Consider the following 15,527-nt stretch of genomic DNA (forward strand, 5'->3'; position numbering starts at 1 on the left):
CATGAGACTCTACAGCAAAGACGATTTACAAGACGCCCTGTTCGAAGCGCTGAACAGCAATAAAAGCTCGGCTGAGTTCGTCAAGAAATATGTCACCAATCTGGGCAAAATCATCAAGAAAAGGCCGCAGCATTACCGCTATTTCGGTCCGTACTGGTGGGCGCTGAAGTCGATCATGCTCAAGTACGAAGTACCCGGCATTGATGATTTTGTAGATCTGGAGTGGCTGGAAAAAATCAATCAGGCGCTGACCGGCGATGACTATGTCTGCGTGGCGTCCTGGGCCATGCAGGAAAGCCGGTTCGGCGGTCTGGAACTACCCACCAACACCGTGATGCTTGAAGACGCCGAGGGCAATATGACCGAATGCGTCACCATAGACCCGTTTCTTGAGGCGCTGATTAAAAGCGGTTGATTTTGGACTCACTTACCCATCGCTAAACGGGCGGCATCCGCCAGAAATCCACTCCGGGTAGAGTGATGGGCGCGGGCGTAATCGTCAATCTTCGCCAGCAGTCGGCGCGGCAGGGTGATATTAATTTTTTCGGAACGCCCATCGAAACGCGCGGTATCTACGTCGACCAAGGCCCATACGCCGCCCTCGAAGTCAGGGTTTAGCCTATGCTCGGCGATCGGTCGCGGAACCGGAATTTCCTCATCGTCGTCGGTCATGCCTTCAAGGTGCAGGTCAATAGCTTCCGCCACACTGTTCAGGGCGTCGTCGAAGGTGTCGCCCGCCGAAAAACATCCGGGAAGATCGGGAACGGTAACGCCAAAACGCACGCCGTCATCGGTATGCAATACCACGGGAAAGCGCATAATAAACTCCTATTTCCACCCCGCCTGTTTCTCGATGCTGCGTAGCGCACCGGCAGGGATGTCGCTGTCAGGGTGCTTTACAGTCACCCGGCCCGGATTTGTCGGATGCTTGAATTGATGGTGCGAACCTCTGACTCTATCCAGATACCAGCCTTCCGACTCCAGGCGCTTGATGACTTGCTTGCTGTCCCTGGTGGTTATTATAACCACCAGTCAGTAATTGACAATGTATTTGACAGGGACGCGGCTACCGGAAGATTACCACTGTCAACCTGTCAATTTTTACAGTTACGCCGATGCACGGCGCAGGGCTATAATGCCGGTGAGCAATCAGGAAACATAAGCCGTGCAGGGACAGCCGCTTCAACCGTTTACCGCAATAATCACAATAGCCGCCGATATGAGGCAAAGTTTTGCGTCATATAGGTGGGCGAATTTTTCGTTATGCCCCTTAGGGATTTGCACGAATGCAAACTATAGATGAAGCCCTGATCGAAAAATTCAAACAAATCCTTTGTGAGCCCCCCTCCCCGGGACGCCAGAAGGAGCAGGTTGTACAGGACTTTCTTGAGCAACACACAGAGCTGATTCCGATTCCGAACCGCTTGAACCACCATCTCCATTTTCAATCTGTAGTGTCCAAGTTCCCACTTGGTACTGAACTGACTACAGACTACGTCTACATCACAAAAAGTTCTGACGTTTGGAGAGTAACCCTTGTCGAATTGGAGTCTCCGGATAAGCGCATCTTTACCAGTGACGTTAAGAAAACGAATACTTCAGCAGAGTTCAATGCAGCGTTGAATCAGGTAAGAAGTTGGAAACACTACCTTGATGAAAACAAAGCCGAAGTAATTCGTCGCCTTGACCCGTTGCTACAACCAATAAACATGAGGCGGAACCCCATCGAGTTTCACTTCCAACTCATCATTGGCCGATCCGAAGACAAAAACCTAAGCGTGGAACGGAAGAAACACTTTAGAGGACTCATTGATGAAACTGGGATCGACCTTTTAACATTTGACCAACTGATTGACTGGTACAGAAACGATCAGCGCTATAAGAAGCTTGTGCTGCGCCTCACGGGCGCGCAATACGCTTTCAAGCATATGCATTTCGAGCCGACACAAATTCTTTCGTATGTGGGGCCTGACCGTCTATCCCTAAGCTCCGACGAGTTTGGGCGCTTAAAGGCTGCTGGATACGAAATGGACAAGTGGAGCAAGGGTGACTTGCTCACCTACAACGTCAAATTTGCAGAATCGACAAGAAACCAAGAGCTAAATAAAGGACGGCACTCTTTTTACTCTAAATAAAGGTGTATAATTTACTTTAGTCGCAACAGGCCATCATTCAAATGAGCTGTTTAGCAATGAAGACCAAGGAAAGATCTATGTCTCACGATAATACAATCAAAAATTACATGAAGTTTCTTTGGGGACCTCACTTAGCGGAGATTGTTTTTGAGTCGCCCAGCCGACAAGCAGTATCTAGCTCCGTTCAAAATGCTTCCGTAATTTCCGGGTTTAGTATTGCAGCTATAGCCATAATTTTGGCTACCACCCCTCTAACCTCACCTTTATTGATCACTCTTGTTTATTTATTTCTAGCATTAATGCTACTATTTAAATGCGGCGATTGCTTGACCAATTCACTGCATTTTGATGACCCCATAACCAACCAGAAAGAACTAAAGTTTTATCGCAGGCAGGTTTACTGGGGATGGAGGCATTATAATCTGGCCATAATAATAATTATTGCATCGATAGCATTTTTTTCCATTATAAAAATACAAGACCAAAATATACCAAGCCACCTAAAGCTATCCTTGTACACTGCAATTACCTTGGTTTTCGCATGGTGGGCATCATTTTGGTTTGTGGATTTATGGAAAACAATTATTTTCATTGTAAAATGTGAAGACAAGAATTACAGCAACTACTCGACAGAGCAAAAGAAGTTAATTGAGCGCAATATTCTTTTCAAGTTAATCTTGTATTCCGGTATAACTGTAACTTTAACTATATTATTAACTCTTTTGCCTTTTGGTTTTTTTTCTTCATGTGTAGATGTGCAGGCATTATTAATTACATTGATATTGTTTGCAGTCCTTCGAGCGATAGTAATAGATACATTTTGACCAGTCACTATGCTTGAGAGATTTATGATCTACGCTGGATTCTGCCTTGTTTTCTGTCTTGGATTAACAAAAAAAGCACCCACTTCGGCGCTAGACTCAGTCTCGTTTGTTGTGCCACGGCCTAACGAAGCGTTCGAAGCGGACGCGCTTGACGATCAGCCTACTTACCACAGTTTTTGCGCGTACCGCTCAACTTTGCGTTGGTCATCTTGATACTGAGGCGCGAACGATGAGCGAATTTGATACGCGGAAGAAGGCTCTACTAGAACCATTATTCATCGAAGCTGGCAACGCATTGATGGATTGCCAGACTTTCGAGTACGGCCTAACGCTTCTGCTCTTTCATCTTGCCAGACTCGATAGCATAACTCTCGACCCTCAAAAGGTTGCTCTAATTTTGGAGAACCAAGACAAGAAAACGGCAGGCCAGCTAATTGCCATGCTGAAGAAAAAGGCCAACGTAAGCGACGGTATCGAAAAAGCCTTGGAAGTTGCTCTCGCTTCACGCAACACACTTATCCATCGCATATTGATAGACAACGCAGAGAAACTTCCCCAAGCAGAAACGAGGGCATCGCTGCTTAAGGAAATTCGAAGCCTGCGCGCTAATGTTCAAAAGGCAGACAAGAAGTTGCGCCCGTTCATCCACGCATTTGGTCTCGAACTCGATGGCTTTGACAATCGCCAATTCGAAGCCGAAGCAAAGGCAACGTTTACGTGAACCCGATGCCCAACCCTTCAGTCGAGAGGGGCTGCGCAAAAGCGCGCAGCCCCTCACTTTTACGTTGTTGGGCATCATGATGAGGATCGTGCCATTTATTCTTGGCTTGGCGCTAGATATTGCACTCAAGCGCCTGACGCGGCCGCATACGGTCTACTCGAAGCTTGCGATAACAGCACTGCTCATCAGTGGCGGAGCCTTCATCACCCCATTTTGGCAACAAGCCGTTGAAGGTCTCATTGCGCCCTTGGACAATCCAGGATGCACCGGCCCACTTCCATCTATCGCATCAGGTTCGATTTTTCTCTTGTTATCCTTTTTGTTTGGATCTATATCGCAAAGGCATTCAACGCAACAACGGGAATCACTTGTAGACACAAAATCGCTCAGTGGTCCTATCTCAATTGGGCAGGCGCAAGTTTATTGCTACTGCGGGTCGGTATTGGCAATGTCAAACATTGATGTGGTCATTACCTCAGAGAATAGAGATCTACATCTTGGAAGTATTAACGGCACTTCTGTTTCAGGAAGAATTAGGCGACTTGCCGCTTCATATAACAGCGATGGAACACTAAGCGCCGACCATCTGCTTAATCACACCATCCAATGGAAATCGAATCAGCATCACAAGGGACCATACAGATTGGGGCAATGCATAGTCTCTCCCCCATTTAATGCCAAACGTCGCGGCATCAAATCCATAGTTCATGCAATCACACTTGAAAAACGTGACTCAGGATTAAATATCGTAGAGGAATCTGCGAACCGAGAAGTAATCGATTTTGTTATCAAACATTGCAACGTACAACAGTATTCTTCCTTTTTTCTACCAATATTTGGACTCGGTAGTGGTGGCCTATCTCGAGATGATGCGATCTCCAGAACATTAACCCCTCTCATTGCCAAGCTTCGTACCACGGCTGCGCCCCTTTCTGTTTATGTGGGAACCTATCGTCTCTCTGATGCAGCAATTGCTTCGACATTTTTGCTGAGAGCGCAATGACCCCCCATCTCGCAGAGGATGTTGCATCGCTCTTATGTCGGCTAGATGAGCGCAGGACAGGAGCAATTATAGGTTACACAAGCGGAGTCTTTGATCTTTTTCATCAAGGGCATCTCAACTATCTAAACGCATGCAAACTGGCTGTGGATGTATTGGTTGTCGGTGTAGACGCCGATATCTTGGTTCGGATTAGAAAGGGCAGTCATCGTGCTTACGAAAAATGCAACACAAGGGTCGCCCATGTACAAGAGACAGGCCTTGTAGACGAGTTATTTATCAAGACGAATTCCTCCGACGAGATAATTCCCATCATTCGACCGCATAGATACTTTATTCCAAGCAACCGCCAAATCAGCGCTCTGCGATCCCAACTTCTAAACGACTTATCAGTACGACTTGATGTGCTTCCTTATACAAGTGGGGTATCTACAACGAAAATGGCACGGCTAATTGGAATTTCTTCGGATAGCAGTGACTTTGAAAATAAGTGAATTCGATCGATGCCCAACCCATCATTCCACCGGACTTGCGCGAAAAACCACGCATGAAGCCCAATATCATCGCCACCTGACAAGCTTATCGCTAACTCAACTTAAGCCCGCCCCACGCGGGCTTTTTTGCGCCCGCAAAAAATAACCACCCCGCACCCCGCCCCCACCAAAACCGGAAAACAGCGCAAAAACCGCCCTACCCTCACCCAAAACTATCACCTGAACCTCGGCGCGTCGCCGAACACAGTCTGATAACTTTTGGCGAGATCGATATGCCCAATAAAATCAAGCACCAATACTCCCGTAAATCAACCGCCGAGGTGGATGCGTTCACCCAGGGGTTGCGGGAAAACGCTTTTAACCAGCAGGGAACATTCGACTCTGCGGCAACCTACGACTTCCTGTCTAATGTCACCAACCAAAACACAGGAATCAAGGTTCCCGACAACCTGCAAGCGGTTTACGATGAAGTCGGCGAGAAGGGGAGCGATGTCGTTACCCGAGCCATTCTCGATGGCATCAATAACTATGAAACAGCGCACGGCTGCTCGGTTCCGGCTGACATTCTGGAGCAGGCGATACATGCCGCTTACGGAACCACGAATGAGGCGCGCCGAATAAATCAGCTTCCGGCGCTGGACTCGGCGAACAGCAACCACATGGACGAGCTGAGCCTGCAGCCCAATCGCGCCGTTGTCGCCATTCTTTCGATAATGGCGGAGGCGATCCCGTTCGCGCATTACCTGCCGGCGGACATCGGTTCGAATGAAGCGCGTCTGGCGATCATGCAACATCAGGCCGGCAGCACCTACGGCGGCTATCTCGAAAACGCCATTCTGGATGGGATCGCCAGCGGCGAAGTCTTTATCACCTCGTCGCGGATTCATAAACTGGATATCAACAGTCAGGGCGCGGCTACCGCGAAACTGACGACAATCCAAACAGACGATGAGCATTGCGATCAAAGCGACACGGCGGTAGCGCCAAAGCTGTTGCGCGGCACAACTATCGTCTACGTGAACGGCAAGGTGGCCGCGCGCGAAGTCGATAACACCGGTAGCGGCAATTCGCCCATCAGCGGTACCGCGATCGTTGCGGGAACCAGCTACGCCATATCGGGAACCATTAATTCCGATACCGGCGTGGTGACGCTGGCGACCACGCCAGCTATCCCCAACACCAGCGATGTATCGGTCATTGTCGAAGGCTTTATCGACTATGAACGGAGCCCTGAGCTGACGCCGCGGATTATAACGGCGGTCAACATTTTCAAGCTGCACGCCAGCCCCTGGCGCGTGTTCACGCAACAGACCATCGACAGCCGTACCCAGATGTCGAACGAATTGGGGCTGGACCCTTACGGCGAAAGCGTGATCGGCATTCAGCAGCAATTCGCCAACGAGCGCCATTACAAGGTGCTGGCCATGGCGCGGCGCTTGGCGGTCAACAACCACACGCAATTCGATTTCAATTGGGCGACCAATAATGGCGGCGAAAGCCTGCAAAAGACCCGCTCTCAAATCCTACAGGACTTCGCCACCCCGCTGGGCGTCGCCGATCAGCAAATGGCGAACGACACCATGAACCACGGTATCACCCACTTGTACGTGGGTAAGTTCATGGCGTCCATGCTGTTGTCGATGCCGAGCGACATTTTCGTGCCGTCAGGGCTACCCGCTCGTCCGGGCATTTACCGCGTTGGGCGTCTGTTTGGCCGTTTCGATGTGTATTACGCGCCCAAGGGCGTGAAGGAAGCGATCGTCAATGGCACGCAAACCGCTCAGGTTTTGTGCATCGGACGCGCAACCGACGTCACGCGCAACCCGTTTGTGCTGGGCGACGCCGTGGCGCCCCAGGTTATACCGTTGGCGGTCAATTCCGACATGAAAACCGGGGCCGCGTTCTACGCGCGCAACTTTACCTCAGTCAATCCGCACTGCCCGTCTTCCATGGGCTGCGCGATGATCGACGTCTACAACCTGACCTAATATCGAGGCGATCATGTCAAGAATCATTGAAATTGGCGCGCCGGTATCCGGTGAAAAAAGCGCAAACGACGCGTTGAAAGAAGCGTTTGAAGGAGCTGGTTACCCGCTGGATGTAACGATTGAAAGCCACCTGCAACGCGCTATCGCGCTGCCGGAAATCGGGGTCTATTTGCCCGCGTCGAAGAGAACGTTCGCCACCATACGCAATGAGGATGCGTTTCATCGCGCGGTATCCAGCATCGAGCAAATCGCGGCGCTCAACGGTTACCAGAAAATCGTGACCATCGAGGAGGGGCATGCGGACCCGGCCGCGGACGGCGCAGCCGGCGCGGATGCAACCGAAACAAAGAGTCGAGCCAAAAAACCAGCGAATTCCGGGGCGGATGCGTCCACGCATAACGCATCCGATCCCAATTCCAAGCAAGGAGCATAACCCATGACCGGAGTGGCTTTTACTCGTCAATTGGGTTCGGAATCGGGAGTCCAGCTCAACCCGCTGAGGGACGAGTCGGAACTCCCAACGCTGGACAACGCGGACCAGACCTTCGCCGTCGCCATGCGCGCCACCCGTGGACGCATCGACAAGCCGTTTGCCGTCAATAGCGGGAACATCGGCAAAAAGCTGGGCAGCGGCGAGTCGATTCGCCTGTCCGCGCTGAACGAAGCGTGGGTTCAGGTATGGGAGGCGGTGAACCGTGGCGCTTACAACGCCATAGTGCAGCGCCTGATAACGAATGCGGCGGTTATCAAATGGGCTGTGGTCACGCTGCCCGATTCCGCTCCCGATGCCCCGGCGTTTTCGGTATCCGCCATCGATCCGGCGCCGCCCTACCTGCTCGCCATCAAGCATCTGGAGTGCCATAACGACGGCATTAAACTGGCGTTTCATGCCGATGAATCTCGCTCTGGCGGGGTGCTGACCGAGAATAGCAAGATAACGCTGAGAATATTCGATTCTGCCGACATATTGCTCTATGAGTTCCGTGGATCGCTAGATCCCGCCGCCCGCGATGATTTCGGGAATTCAGCGTTTTTGCCGGATGTCGTGTCCGGGATAACCGACGCGGTGGAAATCGAAGTTGGCGCAACCACCGCGATCGCCATCACCTCGAATGCCTATGGATACGACGCGGCGGGCAAGGAGAAATGGGTTAAGTCGGACTTGCTGATGTGTTTCGATGAAGGGGGCAAGGCGTACAGCACTCAAGACTACCATAATGCGCGTGATAAACTGCAGCGCACGCAATTGGGTTATGCCTACATCGCATCGGGCGGCACGCAATCAATCGGACTGATTGCGGCGCTGGCTCAATTATCGTTCGACACCAATAAGCAGTTCCGCCTCGACATACCCGGAAATTTAACGGTGGAGGAAGCGATTACGTTTAAGGAACAGCTTAATCTGGAAGCCGTTGAAACGGCTCACTTGATACATGTGTACTGGGCGCCGCTAAAAAGCGACGATCCGACCGGAGTGAACGGTAAAGGCTATATTGGAACCTCGGCGCTTAATATCGCGTTGTCGTGCCTGCGTAACGCGCAGGCCAATTCCAAGGGGTTCGCGTCTAAAAACTACCCTATCGCCGGGCGCGAATGGCCGGTACAGCGCACCGGGCTGGTACAGGTCGTCACCCCTGGCGATCAGGAACTTAGCGCGCTGGCAAAAGCCAGGATCAACCCGGTGATTTTTGAAACATACACCGGCGGTGGGCGCTATGTGTTCAGAGACTCCTTGACCTGCGCTCCGGTTGAAAACGTCCTCAAAAAACTGATTTCCGTGGTTGAAATGTCCACCAGCATCGACGATGCCGTGACGCGCTACGCAAAGGATGTGCTGCAACTGCCGATGGACGTATGCATCAAGCGCATGACCGACTTTCTTCAAAATCTGTTCGAGGGGGCTCAGGGCGCAAAATGGATTACCCCGTCGAGCGATCCGGCCATGGGCGGTTCCGCGTTCCGTTTTACGGTTCAGCCGAACGCGGCGCGCCCTTACGACACAATGGACTATGCATACTGGCTGCATTATGACGGAACAAACCGCCAGAGCTATGTAACCCAGACATTAAGCAGGTAATACTCATGAGCTTGACTGAAATTTTACGCAGCGCCATGGCGCGCAGCAAAACGCTGGACAGTTGCAAGGAAGAAAAAACCGTCGACTCGGCGGACACGCCCGAGCTGGAAGGCGCGGACCAGTACACGTTGAACGACGTGGCGTTAAAAACGGCGGCAGCCATACAGCAGTGGTGCGAAACCGATGACCTGGATTCCGGGGAAACCTCCGCGAATCGCCTGATGGCGTTGATCGTGGGCATCGCCGATATCAATAAGGACGGCGACATCACTGATGATGAGGCCGATCTGCTGGATATGGCCCTGAACGCGGCGTGGGATTATCTCGCCTCGAAGGGGGCCGACGAAGAAGACATCGGCGCGCTGCTGAACGATTGGGACGACGATGCCGCTGACCGCATCCGGGATCTGGTCACCAGCGCCTTGCCGGATGGCGATGACGCGGCTTCCGATGACCTGAACAGCTTCGTGTTCGGCGTCAGCCAGGAACCGGCGCTGGATGCCGTCTACAGAAACAAGGTAGCCATTCGCGGCGGTAAAAAGGTGCGCATACACAAGCGCATCTCAGGAACCGTGCATTTATCGGCCAAGCAAAAAGTGGCCGTGCGCAAAATGCTGATGAAAAGCCACTCTTCCACGGCGCAGATGCACCGGATGAAGTCGGTGCGCGTCCGTGGGCAATTTGGGATGAAGGTTTAATGGATGGTCCTTGGCGCGCTGTCATCGCTGTGGGGCGAATTATCGCCGCACCTGATCGCCAGTTTTTTTGAGGTTGATCGAAGCGGCGCGCGTATGGGCTCCGGCGCGGAGGTAAAAGCGCCGCTGACGGATTCGAATCTGGAGGCTACGCTTAACTGGCAAAGCCCGTTCGAGCAGGCCGGGCCTGAGTCAAAGGCTCCGGCTCTACTGGCCATGCTGCAATCCGGAGCCTTGCAGCCCATTATGGATGTAATGCTTGGAAAAGCTGCCAATGCAACCGGCATCGATGTGTCGGGAGCGCAACAGAAATCCAACGCCTTTCTTAAGCAATTCGACGGCAGAACCGGCATCACCAAGCTGAATTCCACACAGGTTTTTACCGGCATGCCGCCGGTAAAAATATCGGTCACCGCGCTATTTCGGGCATGGCGGGATGCTATTTCGGAAGTTGAGGCTCCAGTTGATCAGCTTTGGGATTGGGCGCTTCCGCAAGAGCTATCGAAAGACGGCGCTATCGTCGGTAGCCTGAAGGCGGCAAGCGGGGAACAAAGCGCGCTGGATGCGTTACTGCCCTCGCACGCACCGACCATGATCGGCGTGACGTATAAGGGGCGGACCTATGCGCCGCTGGTAATCGAGTCAATCGGCTACCCCATAAGCTCGCCCATTTCATCAAGCGGCAATTATGTCGAGCTATCCGTACCCATGACGCTGTGCACGCTGACCGCGTGGGATCGAAACGACCGGAAAAAAACCCGTTAATTTATGTGAGAAACACATGATTTACATACCGCCACTCAGAACAAAACGCCTCACGGTACAGCTCAAGGAGCTGTCCATTATGGATAGCATCGCGCTGGCCGGAATGCCTATCGCGCACGAGCAATCCAACATAACGCAGTTCCTGCGGCGCGCCACGGACAGCGCCAACGGCATCGATCCCGCCTTATGGACGGTTCAGGAGCGCCTATTGGCGGTTTGCCACTATATTGCCGCGGTAGCCGATGACGGCCCTGATTTTTCAGTCGGCGCTGCGGCGCATTATTCCGATTACCTGGATGGCGAAGTCGATATCACCGGCGATGGAAAACCGCTGCCGGCCGGTGAGCTGTCCGGCGATAACTGGTCCATCCGGCATCTGACCGGCTGGTCCGCCGAGGTCATCGAACGCCTGGAAGGGGAAATACCGGGTCTTTCTGCAAGAGCGCATTGGCTGTTGGGCGCCATGGCCGCGCAACTGGTGCGCGACTCGGAGGAAATCAACGATGAGTTTACCGATGAATGGCTGCTGGAGCGCATGCGGATCATGGCGGCGTTCCCGGAAAGTGACTTCATCGCGTTGAGCGCGATATTCATGGAGGGCAAGGCGACGCTGCATCACCTGATGCGCATCGAGTTCGGCGACGACGGCGGCATCGTGGTACTGCCGAAGGAGGGCGGCCTGTTACCGCCCGCCCGATTTCGCCTATATTCCTGCCTCTCAACGTTCGCGCGCGGAATGGGCGGAAAACCTGACGAATCTGGCGATCAGCGTCAGTCTATTCTCTTCGACACCGCTGCATGAGGCGTTGCGGCTCACGAGCAACCAGGCATCCCACTTCTTTGAGTCCAAGGCATTTACCGACTATAGGAAAAATCGCGACGCCGAGATGAAAATACAGGTGGCGGTCGTTAACCGGCTGAATGACGTGGTCAAGTCGGTGGGCATACTGGCGAAGGTGATGAGTAAACGGTAACGATAATGGAAATGAACAATGTCGAAACAATGCTGGCCGGCGGCGCGGGCGGCATCACCGTAACCGGTTTTTTATTCTGGTCGGTGCGCCGCATGTTCCGGCAGTACTCGACCGAGATCACAGAGAAGCGCAAGGACGAAGCCGAGGCGGCGCTTTTTACCAATCTGCGCGCGGAGATAACGCGCATGGGCGAGGATATTCTCAAAATCAAGGAAGCGCATCGGCAGGAAAAGCATGCGCTTGACCGGCGCATTGAGGCGCTGGAACATAAAGTAGCGACGCTAAACGGCCAGCGCAACCGCACAAAACAGATCGCGGTGGACGGATACCGCAGTTGCGCGAAAGGAAGCTGCCAGCATCAACCGGACACGCTGGGCAAGTTCAACCAGATCATCGACCACGGCGATCCTAATAAGGAGTGGGATTTTAAAACCGCTCCATAGATTGACAGTAATTGCAGAGTGCAGCAGAATAATTAGCCGTAACATAGCCGCCTCAGTCATTCTGGAGTAACCACCATGTACCGCCTCGGCTGGCCTCTGTCCACATTTCTTGCATCACTCGGCATCCCGCTGCTGGTTAAAATTATTGTTTTTTATGACGATGAAGCGCATGTTTATGTTGCGACAAGTCCGGATGTAAAGGGGCTGGTCGTAGAATCCAGCGACTTTGAGGAACTCAAGCGCGAGATTACAGATTTGGTTCCCGAGCTGCTGTCGCTTAACCGGCCCAATCTACGCTCAAAACCCGCAACAGACCTGACGTTTACCCAGCATCTTTCCCATGCATGAATGGCTACGAGAAGCAGGTTAAAGCGCTGCTGCTCCAAGCCGGTTGCAAACTGATACGCTCTGGAAAAGGATCGCACGAAATCTGGCAATGTCCAAATGGCGTGAATGTTACGGTAAACCACGCCTGCAAATCCCGTCATACAGCAAACAGCATCTTACAGGCTGCGGGTATCAAGTTCAGATTTTGAGCCGCGTCCCTGCGGCTGGATTACCCGGTTCACCAAGCCTTGCTCAACTCCTCCACGCAGAAGCGCCGCGCCTTTTCTCGGTACTGAGGCGACAGGTTCATGGTGCGCAAAAACGTCGCCATCAGCGCGGGCATGGTGGCGATGCCTTCGGATATCGAGGTCAGGCCCAAGGTGGACAGGTATTCGTCCACCAGCTCGCGCGTTAGCGGCTGGATGTTGCTCTGGCCGTTTTCGATGGTCAGCAGGTAGTGATTACGTCCGGCAGCCGAAGGGAGAACCCTACCCAGTAACCGCTCCCCTATTGTCTGGAGTATGCGCGCAGCGGCATACTGCACGCGCCTGATTGATCCCAACTCGATATCCCTGCAATGCGCCCATAGGGTTTCGTTTGGCAGCAGTATCAACTCAATCGCCATTTGGTCTTGCGGGCTGGCATTGCAGTAATGCTCGAATAGGGATTGTTTGAGGGATGCGTCCGGGGTTGCTTCCTGAGCGGGAATAAACTCACCTTCCAGCGGCAGCCGCGCAACCAGCGAGCAAACATCGGTAAACGACTCGGCGGGAACCTCTTTGTAACTGCATCCGAACTTGGACTTGATCGACGACCAGCACTTGATGGCGGCCTTGGCGTGTTTGTCTTGCGGAAGTTCGGCGACGCGGGATTTGACCAGCGCCTTGATGACGTCCTGCTGGTCTGGCGTCAGGCAGATCAAATTTCCCCCTCAGTCTTATTGCTTCTTTTCTGACATTTACAATGCTAATCGGTTGAACTAAATAACCTCGAAGTTGATAACTCTCCATTAATCCTCTTCTTTCTTCGCTCCCAACAAATCCGCAAGTTTAGCAAGAGTTTCCGCGTCAAAACTCGATCTGGCAAAACCGGCGATTAACATCTGCTGCTGCGGGTCGCATCCTTCCAGCGACACGCTTTTGTTTGCCATATCCGCGTAAACCCCTAAATCTTTAACCATAACGCCGCGCTCTTCAAAAAACTGGGTGGTTTTTTTTACCCACTCTTCGGGAATTTTTTTTCTTCCGGTTTCCATGGCACTAAGAAAGGCCGGTGATACTTCGAGACTTTCAGCCATGGTGGACAAGGTTTCATGGGCATCCAGTCTGGCCTTTCTGACAGCTCTTCCAAAGTCAGTAAGCCTCATTTTTTCAATCTCCCCTTTAGTTTGTTACACATTACGGATCAATCATGATCCTGAGACGCGATTATACCTATCCGCACAACAATTTCAACCGTTTTGGTTAAAATTTTTTAACATGCGGTTCTTCCTGTCAATCGTGAACCTTATACGCTCCCCCAACTATCAAAAACTAAGGTAGCCCGATATTGCACGCATACCATTCAAAACCGGAAAACAGCGCAAAAACCGCCCTACCCCACACTCAAAACTACCCCCTGATAACTACATCAGGTGGGCATATGACCAAACACAGACAGGTATGCGACGCTGCCGTCGCTATCATTAAAAAATTCGAGTCCCTGCATGACGGCGATCTGAGTCATGTCGGGCTACAGCCCAAAATGGACCCGATTGGCATCTGGACTGAGGGCTGGGGTCACGCGATGCGTGATCCGGCTACCGGTAAATTTCTCAAGGGTGCTGAAAACAAGGCAAAGGCCTACCGGTTGCACAGCATCAGCGACGAAGATCAGGCCAATGCTGTCCTGGACGAAGACTTGGCCGAGTTCTCCGATCACATTGCCACGCTGATCAAGGTTGATGTCAGTGACGACCAATTCGGCGCATTGGTCAGCTTTGCGTACAACGTGGGCTACGGCAAGGGTGGGTTGGGTGATTCAACGCTGCTCAAGTTGCTGAATGCCGGAAACTACATTGGCGCTGCCGACCAGTTTCCGCGCTGGAATAAATCCGGTGGCAAGGTACTTAACGGGCTTGTGAAAAGACGGGATTCCGAGCGTCTTCTGTTCCTGGATGGAACTTCTTCCTAAGCGGGTACATCATGAGCATTCTATTTTTCACGTTGATTGGGGCCTCCGGCCTCATTGCGCACTGGTGTAAACGCTGGCTGCGCGAACAAACCACGGCATCGCTGCTCGACTATTACCTGAAATACAACCGGCGCGCGACGGCGGCAACCGCCATTACATTTTCGGGCGCGCTATTCGGGTTTTTATCGAGCAGCCCCGAGCTTACGCCCGTAACGGCCTACGCCGTGTTTTTAACCGGTTACGGCATTGATTCTGCCATAAACGCTGAGTGAGGCAGTAAAGATGAATAAATACAAAACGATATCGATTGTGGTATTGTCCTTTATGCTGTTTGGCATGGCCATGGGGGTGAAGTCCGCATCGGCGGATGACGCCGTGCCGCCAGTGCTCGTAGGCTTCTCGCGCGGCGAACCGTCGGCCAAGGACATTGTGTTGCAGGCCATCGCCGACGCGCAGGTATCGATCTACATGGCCGCGTACCAGTTTACCCAGGACGATATTGTCGGGGCTTTGCTGGGAGCGCAAAAGCGCGGCGTCAAGATCGCGGTTGTGCTGGATAAAACCCAGGCGCATGGCGCCGTGCAAGCCGAGCTTGTGAGATCGGGCATCGGTTGCGCAATCGACCACCGGCATAAGATCATGCATCACAAGTTTCTCGTGGTGGACATGACATCCGTGGAAACCGGCAGCTTCAATTACTCCGAGTCCGCCGACAAGGCCAACGCCGAAAACGCGATCTATATTCGAGGCTCGCCCAGCCTCGCCGCGAAGTACAAAGCACAGTGGGAAGATGTGAACCGCAAGGCGCTGCTGTGCGGCGGAGTCCGCCCCATATAAAACCGGAAAACCAAGCAAAAACCACGCTACCATTGTTCAAAACTAAGCCCTTACGCAGCATGCATAAGGGCTTTT

22 protein-coding genes are annotated in these 15,527 nt (G+C 52.5%); 18 read left to right on the forward strand and 4 right to left on the reverse strand.

Going from position 1 to position 15,527, the window contains the following annotated elements:
* Position 1 precedes the first annotated feature (1 nt).
* Positions 2-415, forward strand: a complete 414-nt coding sequence (locus F6R98_RS10520; RefSeq protein ID WP_153248979.1) for a hypothetical protein — start codon at positions 2-4, stop codon at positions 413-415.
* An 8-nt stretch (positions 416-423) separates the two neighbouring features.
* Here the strand turns inward: F6R98_RS10520 and F6R98_RS10525 are convergent, their stop codons facing one another.
* Complete coding sequence (locus F6R98_RS10525; protein ID WP_153248980.1) at positions 424-819, reverse strand: type II toxin-antitoxin system HicB family antitoxin; 396 nt, start codon at positions 817-819, stop codon at positions 424-426.
* 9 nt (positions 820-828) lie between these two features.
* Positions 829-1,029, reverse strand: a complete 201-nt coding sequence (locus F6R98_RS10530; RefSeq protein WP_228125210.1) for a type II toxin-antitoxin system HicA family toxin — start codon at positions 1,027-1,029, stop codon at positions 829-831.
* A gap of 257 nt (positions 1,030-1,286) precedes the next feature.
* On the opposite strand from F6R98_RS10530, the gene F6R98_RS10535 reads away from it, so the two are divergent.
* The 14 genes from F6R98_RS10535 to F6R98_RS22755 all read left to right on the forward strand — a co-directional run bounded on the left by F6R98_RS10535 (position 1,287) and on the right by F6R98_RS22755 (position 12,652).
* Positions 1,287-2,135 carry a Shedu immune nuclease family protein gene (locus F6R98_RS10535; protein ID WP_153248981.1) on the forward strand — a complete coding sequence of 283 codons (849 nt, stop codon included), beginning with the start codon at positions 1,287-1,289 and terminating at the stop codon, positions 2,133-2,135.
* A gap of 77 nt (positions 2,136-2,212) precedes the next feature.
* Complete coding sequence (locus F6R98_RS10540) at positions 2,213-2,959, forward strand: hypothetical protein (RefSeq protein ID WP_153248982.1); 747 nt, start codon at positions 2,213-2,215, stop codon at positions 2,957-2,959.
* 229 nt (positions 2,960-3,188) lie between these two features.
* Entirely contained in the window at positions 3,189-3,680 is a 492-nt protein-coding gene (locus tag F6R98_RS10545; RefSeq protein ID WP_153248983.1) for a hypothetical protein, read from the forward strand.
* On the forward strand, positions 3,628-4,683 hold the full coding sequence (locus tag F6R98_RS10550) for a hypothetical protein (RefSeq protein WP_153248984.1): 1,056 nt from the start codon (positions 3,628-3,630) through the stop codon (positions 4,681-4,683). The genes F6R98_RS10545 and F6R98_RS10550 overlap by 53 nt, the downstream gene beginning before the upstream one ends.
* A complete protein-coding gene (locus F6R98_RS22750; RefSeq protein ID WP_153248985.1) occupies positions 4,680-5,174 on the forward strand; it encodes an adenylyltransferase/cytidyltransferase family protein in 495 nt (164 codons plus the stop codon). The genes F6R98_RS10550 and F6R98_RS22750 overlap by 4 nt, the downstream gene beginning before the upstream one ends.
* 272 nt (positions 5,175-5,446) lie before the next feature.
* Entirely contained in the window at positions 5,447-7,162 is a 1,716-nt protein-coding gene (locus F6R98_RS10560; protein ID WP_153248986.1) for a hypothetical protein, read from the forward strand.
* Between the two features lie 13 nt (positions 7,163-7,175).
* Positions 7,176-7,595 (forward strand): hypothetical protein, encoded by a 420-nt coding sequence (locus tag F6R98_RS10565; protein ID WP_153248987.1) that lies wholly within the window; start codon positions 7,176-7,178, stop codon positions 7,593-7,595.
* Positions 7,596-7,598: 3 nt separating this feature from the next.
* Entirely contained in the window at positions 7,599-9,239 is a 1,641-nt protein-coding gene (locus tag F6R98_RS10570) for a hypothetical protein (RefSeq protein ID WP_153248988.1), read from the forward strand.
* Positions 9,240-9,244: 5 nt separating this feature from the next.
* A complete protein-coding gene (locus F6R98_RS10575; RefSeq protein ID WP_228124828.1) occupies positions 9,245-9,937 on the forward strand; it encodes a hypothetical protein in 693 nt (230 codons plus the stop codon).
* Between the two features lie 3 nt (positions 9,938-9,940).
* A complete protein-coding gene (locus tag F6R98_RS10580) occupies positions 9,941-10,699 on the forward strand; it encodes a hypothetical protein (RefSeq protein ID WP_153248989.1) in 759 nt (252 codons plus the stop codon).
* A gap of 16 nt (positions 10,700-10,715) precedes the next feature.
* Positions 10,716-11,501 carry a hypothetical protein gene (locus F6R98_RS10585; protein WP_153248990.1) on the forward strand — a complete coding sequence of 262 codons (786 nt, stop codon included), beginning with the start codon at positions 10,716-10,718 and terminating at the stop codon, positions 11,499-11,501.
* Between the two features lie 177 nt (positions 11,502-11,678).
* Positions 11,679-12,116, forward strand: a complete 438-nt coding sequence (locus tag F6R98_RS10590; RefSeq protein WP_153248991.1) for a hypothetical protein — start codon at positions 11,679-11,681, stop codon at positions 12,114-12,116.
* Between the two features lie 75 nt (positions 12,117-12,191).
* Positions 12,192-12,464 carry a DUF1902 domain-containing protein gene (locus tag F6R98_RS10595; RefSeq protein WP_153248992.1) on the forward strand — a complete coding sequence of 91 codons (273 nt, stop codon included), beginning with the start codon at positions 12,192-12,194 and terminating at the stop codon, positions 12,462-12,464.
* Positions 12,461-12,652, forward strand: a complete 192-nt coding sequence (locus tag F6R98_RS22755; protein ID WP_153248993.1) for a type II toxin-antitoxin system HicA family toxin — start codon at positions 12,461-12,463, stop codon at positions 12,650-12,652. Before F6R98_RS10595 ends, F6R98_RS22755 begins: the two co-directional genes overlap by 4 nt.
* A 29-nt stretch (positions 12,653-12,681) precedes the next feature.
* On the opposite strand, the gene F6R98_RS10605 is transcribed toward F6R98_RS22755, so the two are convergent.
* Both F6R98_RS10605 and F6R98_RS10610 read right to left on the reverse strand, forming a co-directional pair.
* A complete protein-coding gene (locus F6R98_RS10605; RefSeq protein ID WP_153248994.1) occupies positions 12,682-13,365 on the reverse strand; it encodes a hypothetical protein in 684 nt (227 codons plus the stop codon).
* An 87-nt stretch (positions 13,366-13,452) separates the two neighbouring features.
* Positions 13,453-13,809 carry a helix-turn-helix domain-containing protein gene (locus F6R98_RS10610; protein WP_153248995.1) on the reverse strand — a complete coding sequence of 119 codons (357 nt, stop codon included), beginning with the start codon at positions 13,807-13,809 and terminating at the stop codon, positions 13,453-13,455.
* Between the two features lie 275 nt (positions 13,810-14,084).
* On the opposite strand from F6R98_RS10610, the gene F6R98_RS10615 reads away from it, so the two are divergent.
* Genes F6R98_RS10615 through F6R98_RS10625 form a run of 3 tightly spaced genes read left to right on the forward strand, consistent with a single transcriptional unit; the run spans position 14,085 to position 15,452 of the window.
* Positions 14,085-14,615 carry a lysozyme gene (locus F6R98_RS10615; RefSeq protein ID WP_228124829.1) on the forward strand — a complete coding sequence of 177 codons (531 nt, stop codon included), beginning with the start codon at positions 14,085-14,087 and terminating at the stop codon, positions 14,613-14,615.
* Positions 14,616-14,626: 11 nt separating this feature from the next.
* Positions 14,627-14,887, forward strand: coding sequence for a hypothetical protein (locus F6R98_RS10620; protein ID WP_153248996.1), 261 nt, complete (start codon positions 14,627-14,629; stop codon positions 14,885-14,887).
* A 10-nt stretch (positions 14,888-14,897) separates the two neighbouring features.
* On the forward strand, positions 14,898-15,452 hold the full coding sequence (locus tag F6R98_RS10625; protein WP_153248997.1) for a phospholipase D-like domain-containing protein: 555 nt from the start codon (positions 14,898-14,900) through the stop codon (positions 15,450-15,452).
* The last annotated feature ends 75 nt before the right edge of the window (positions 15,453-15,527 follow it).

It is taken from the genome of Candidatus Methylospira mobilis, from assembly GCF_009498235.1.
In the GTDB taxonomy this organism is placed as follows: domain Bacteria; phylum Pseudomonadota; class Gammaproteobacteria; order Methylococcales; family Methylococcaceae; genus Methylospira; species Methylospira mobilis.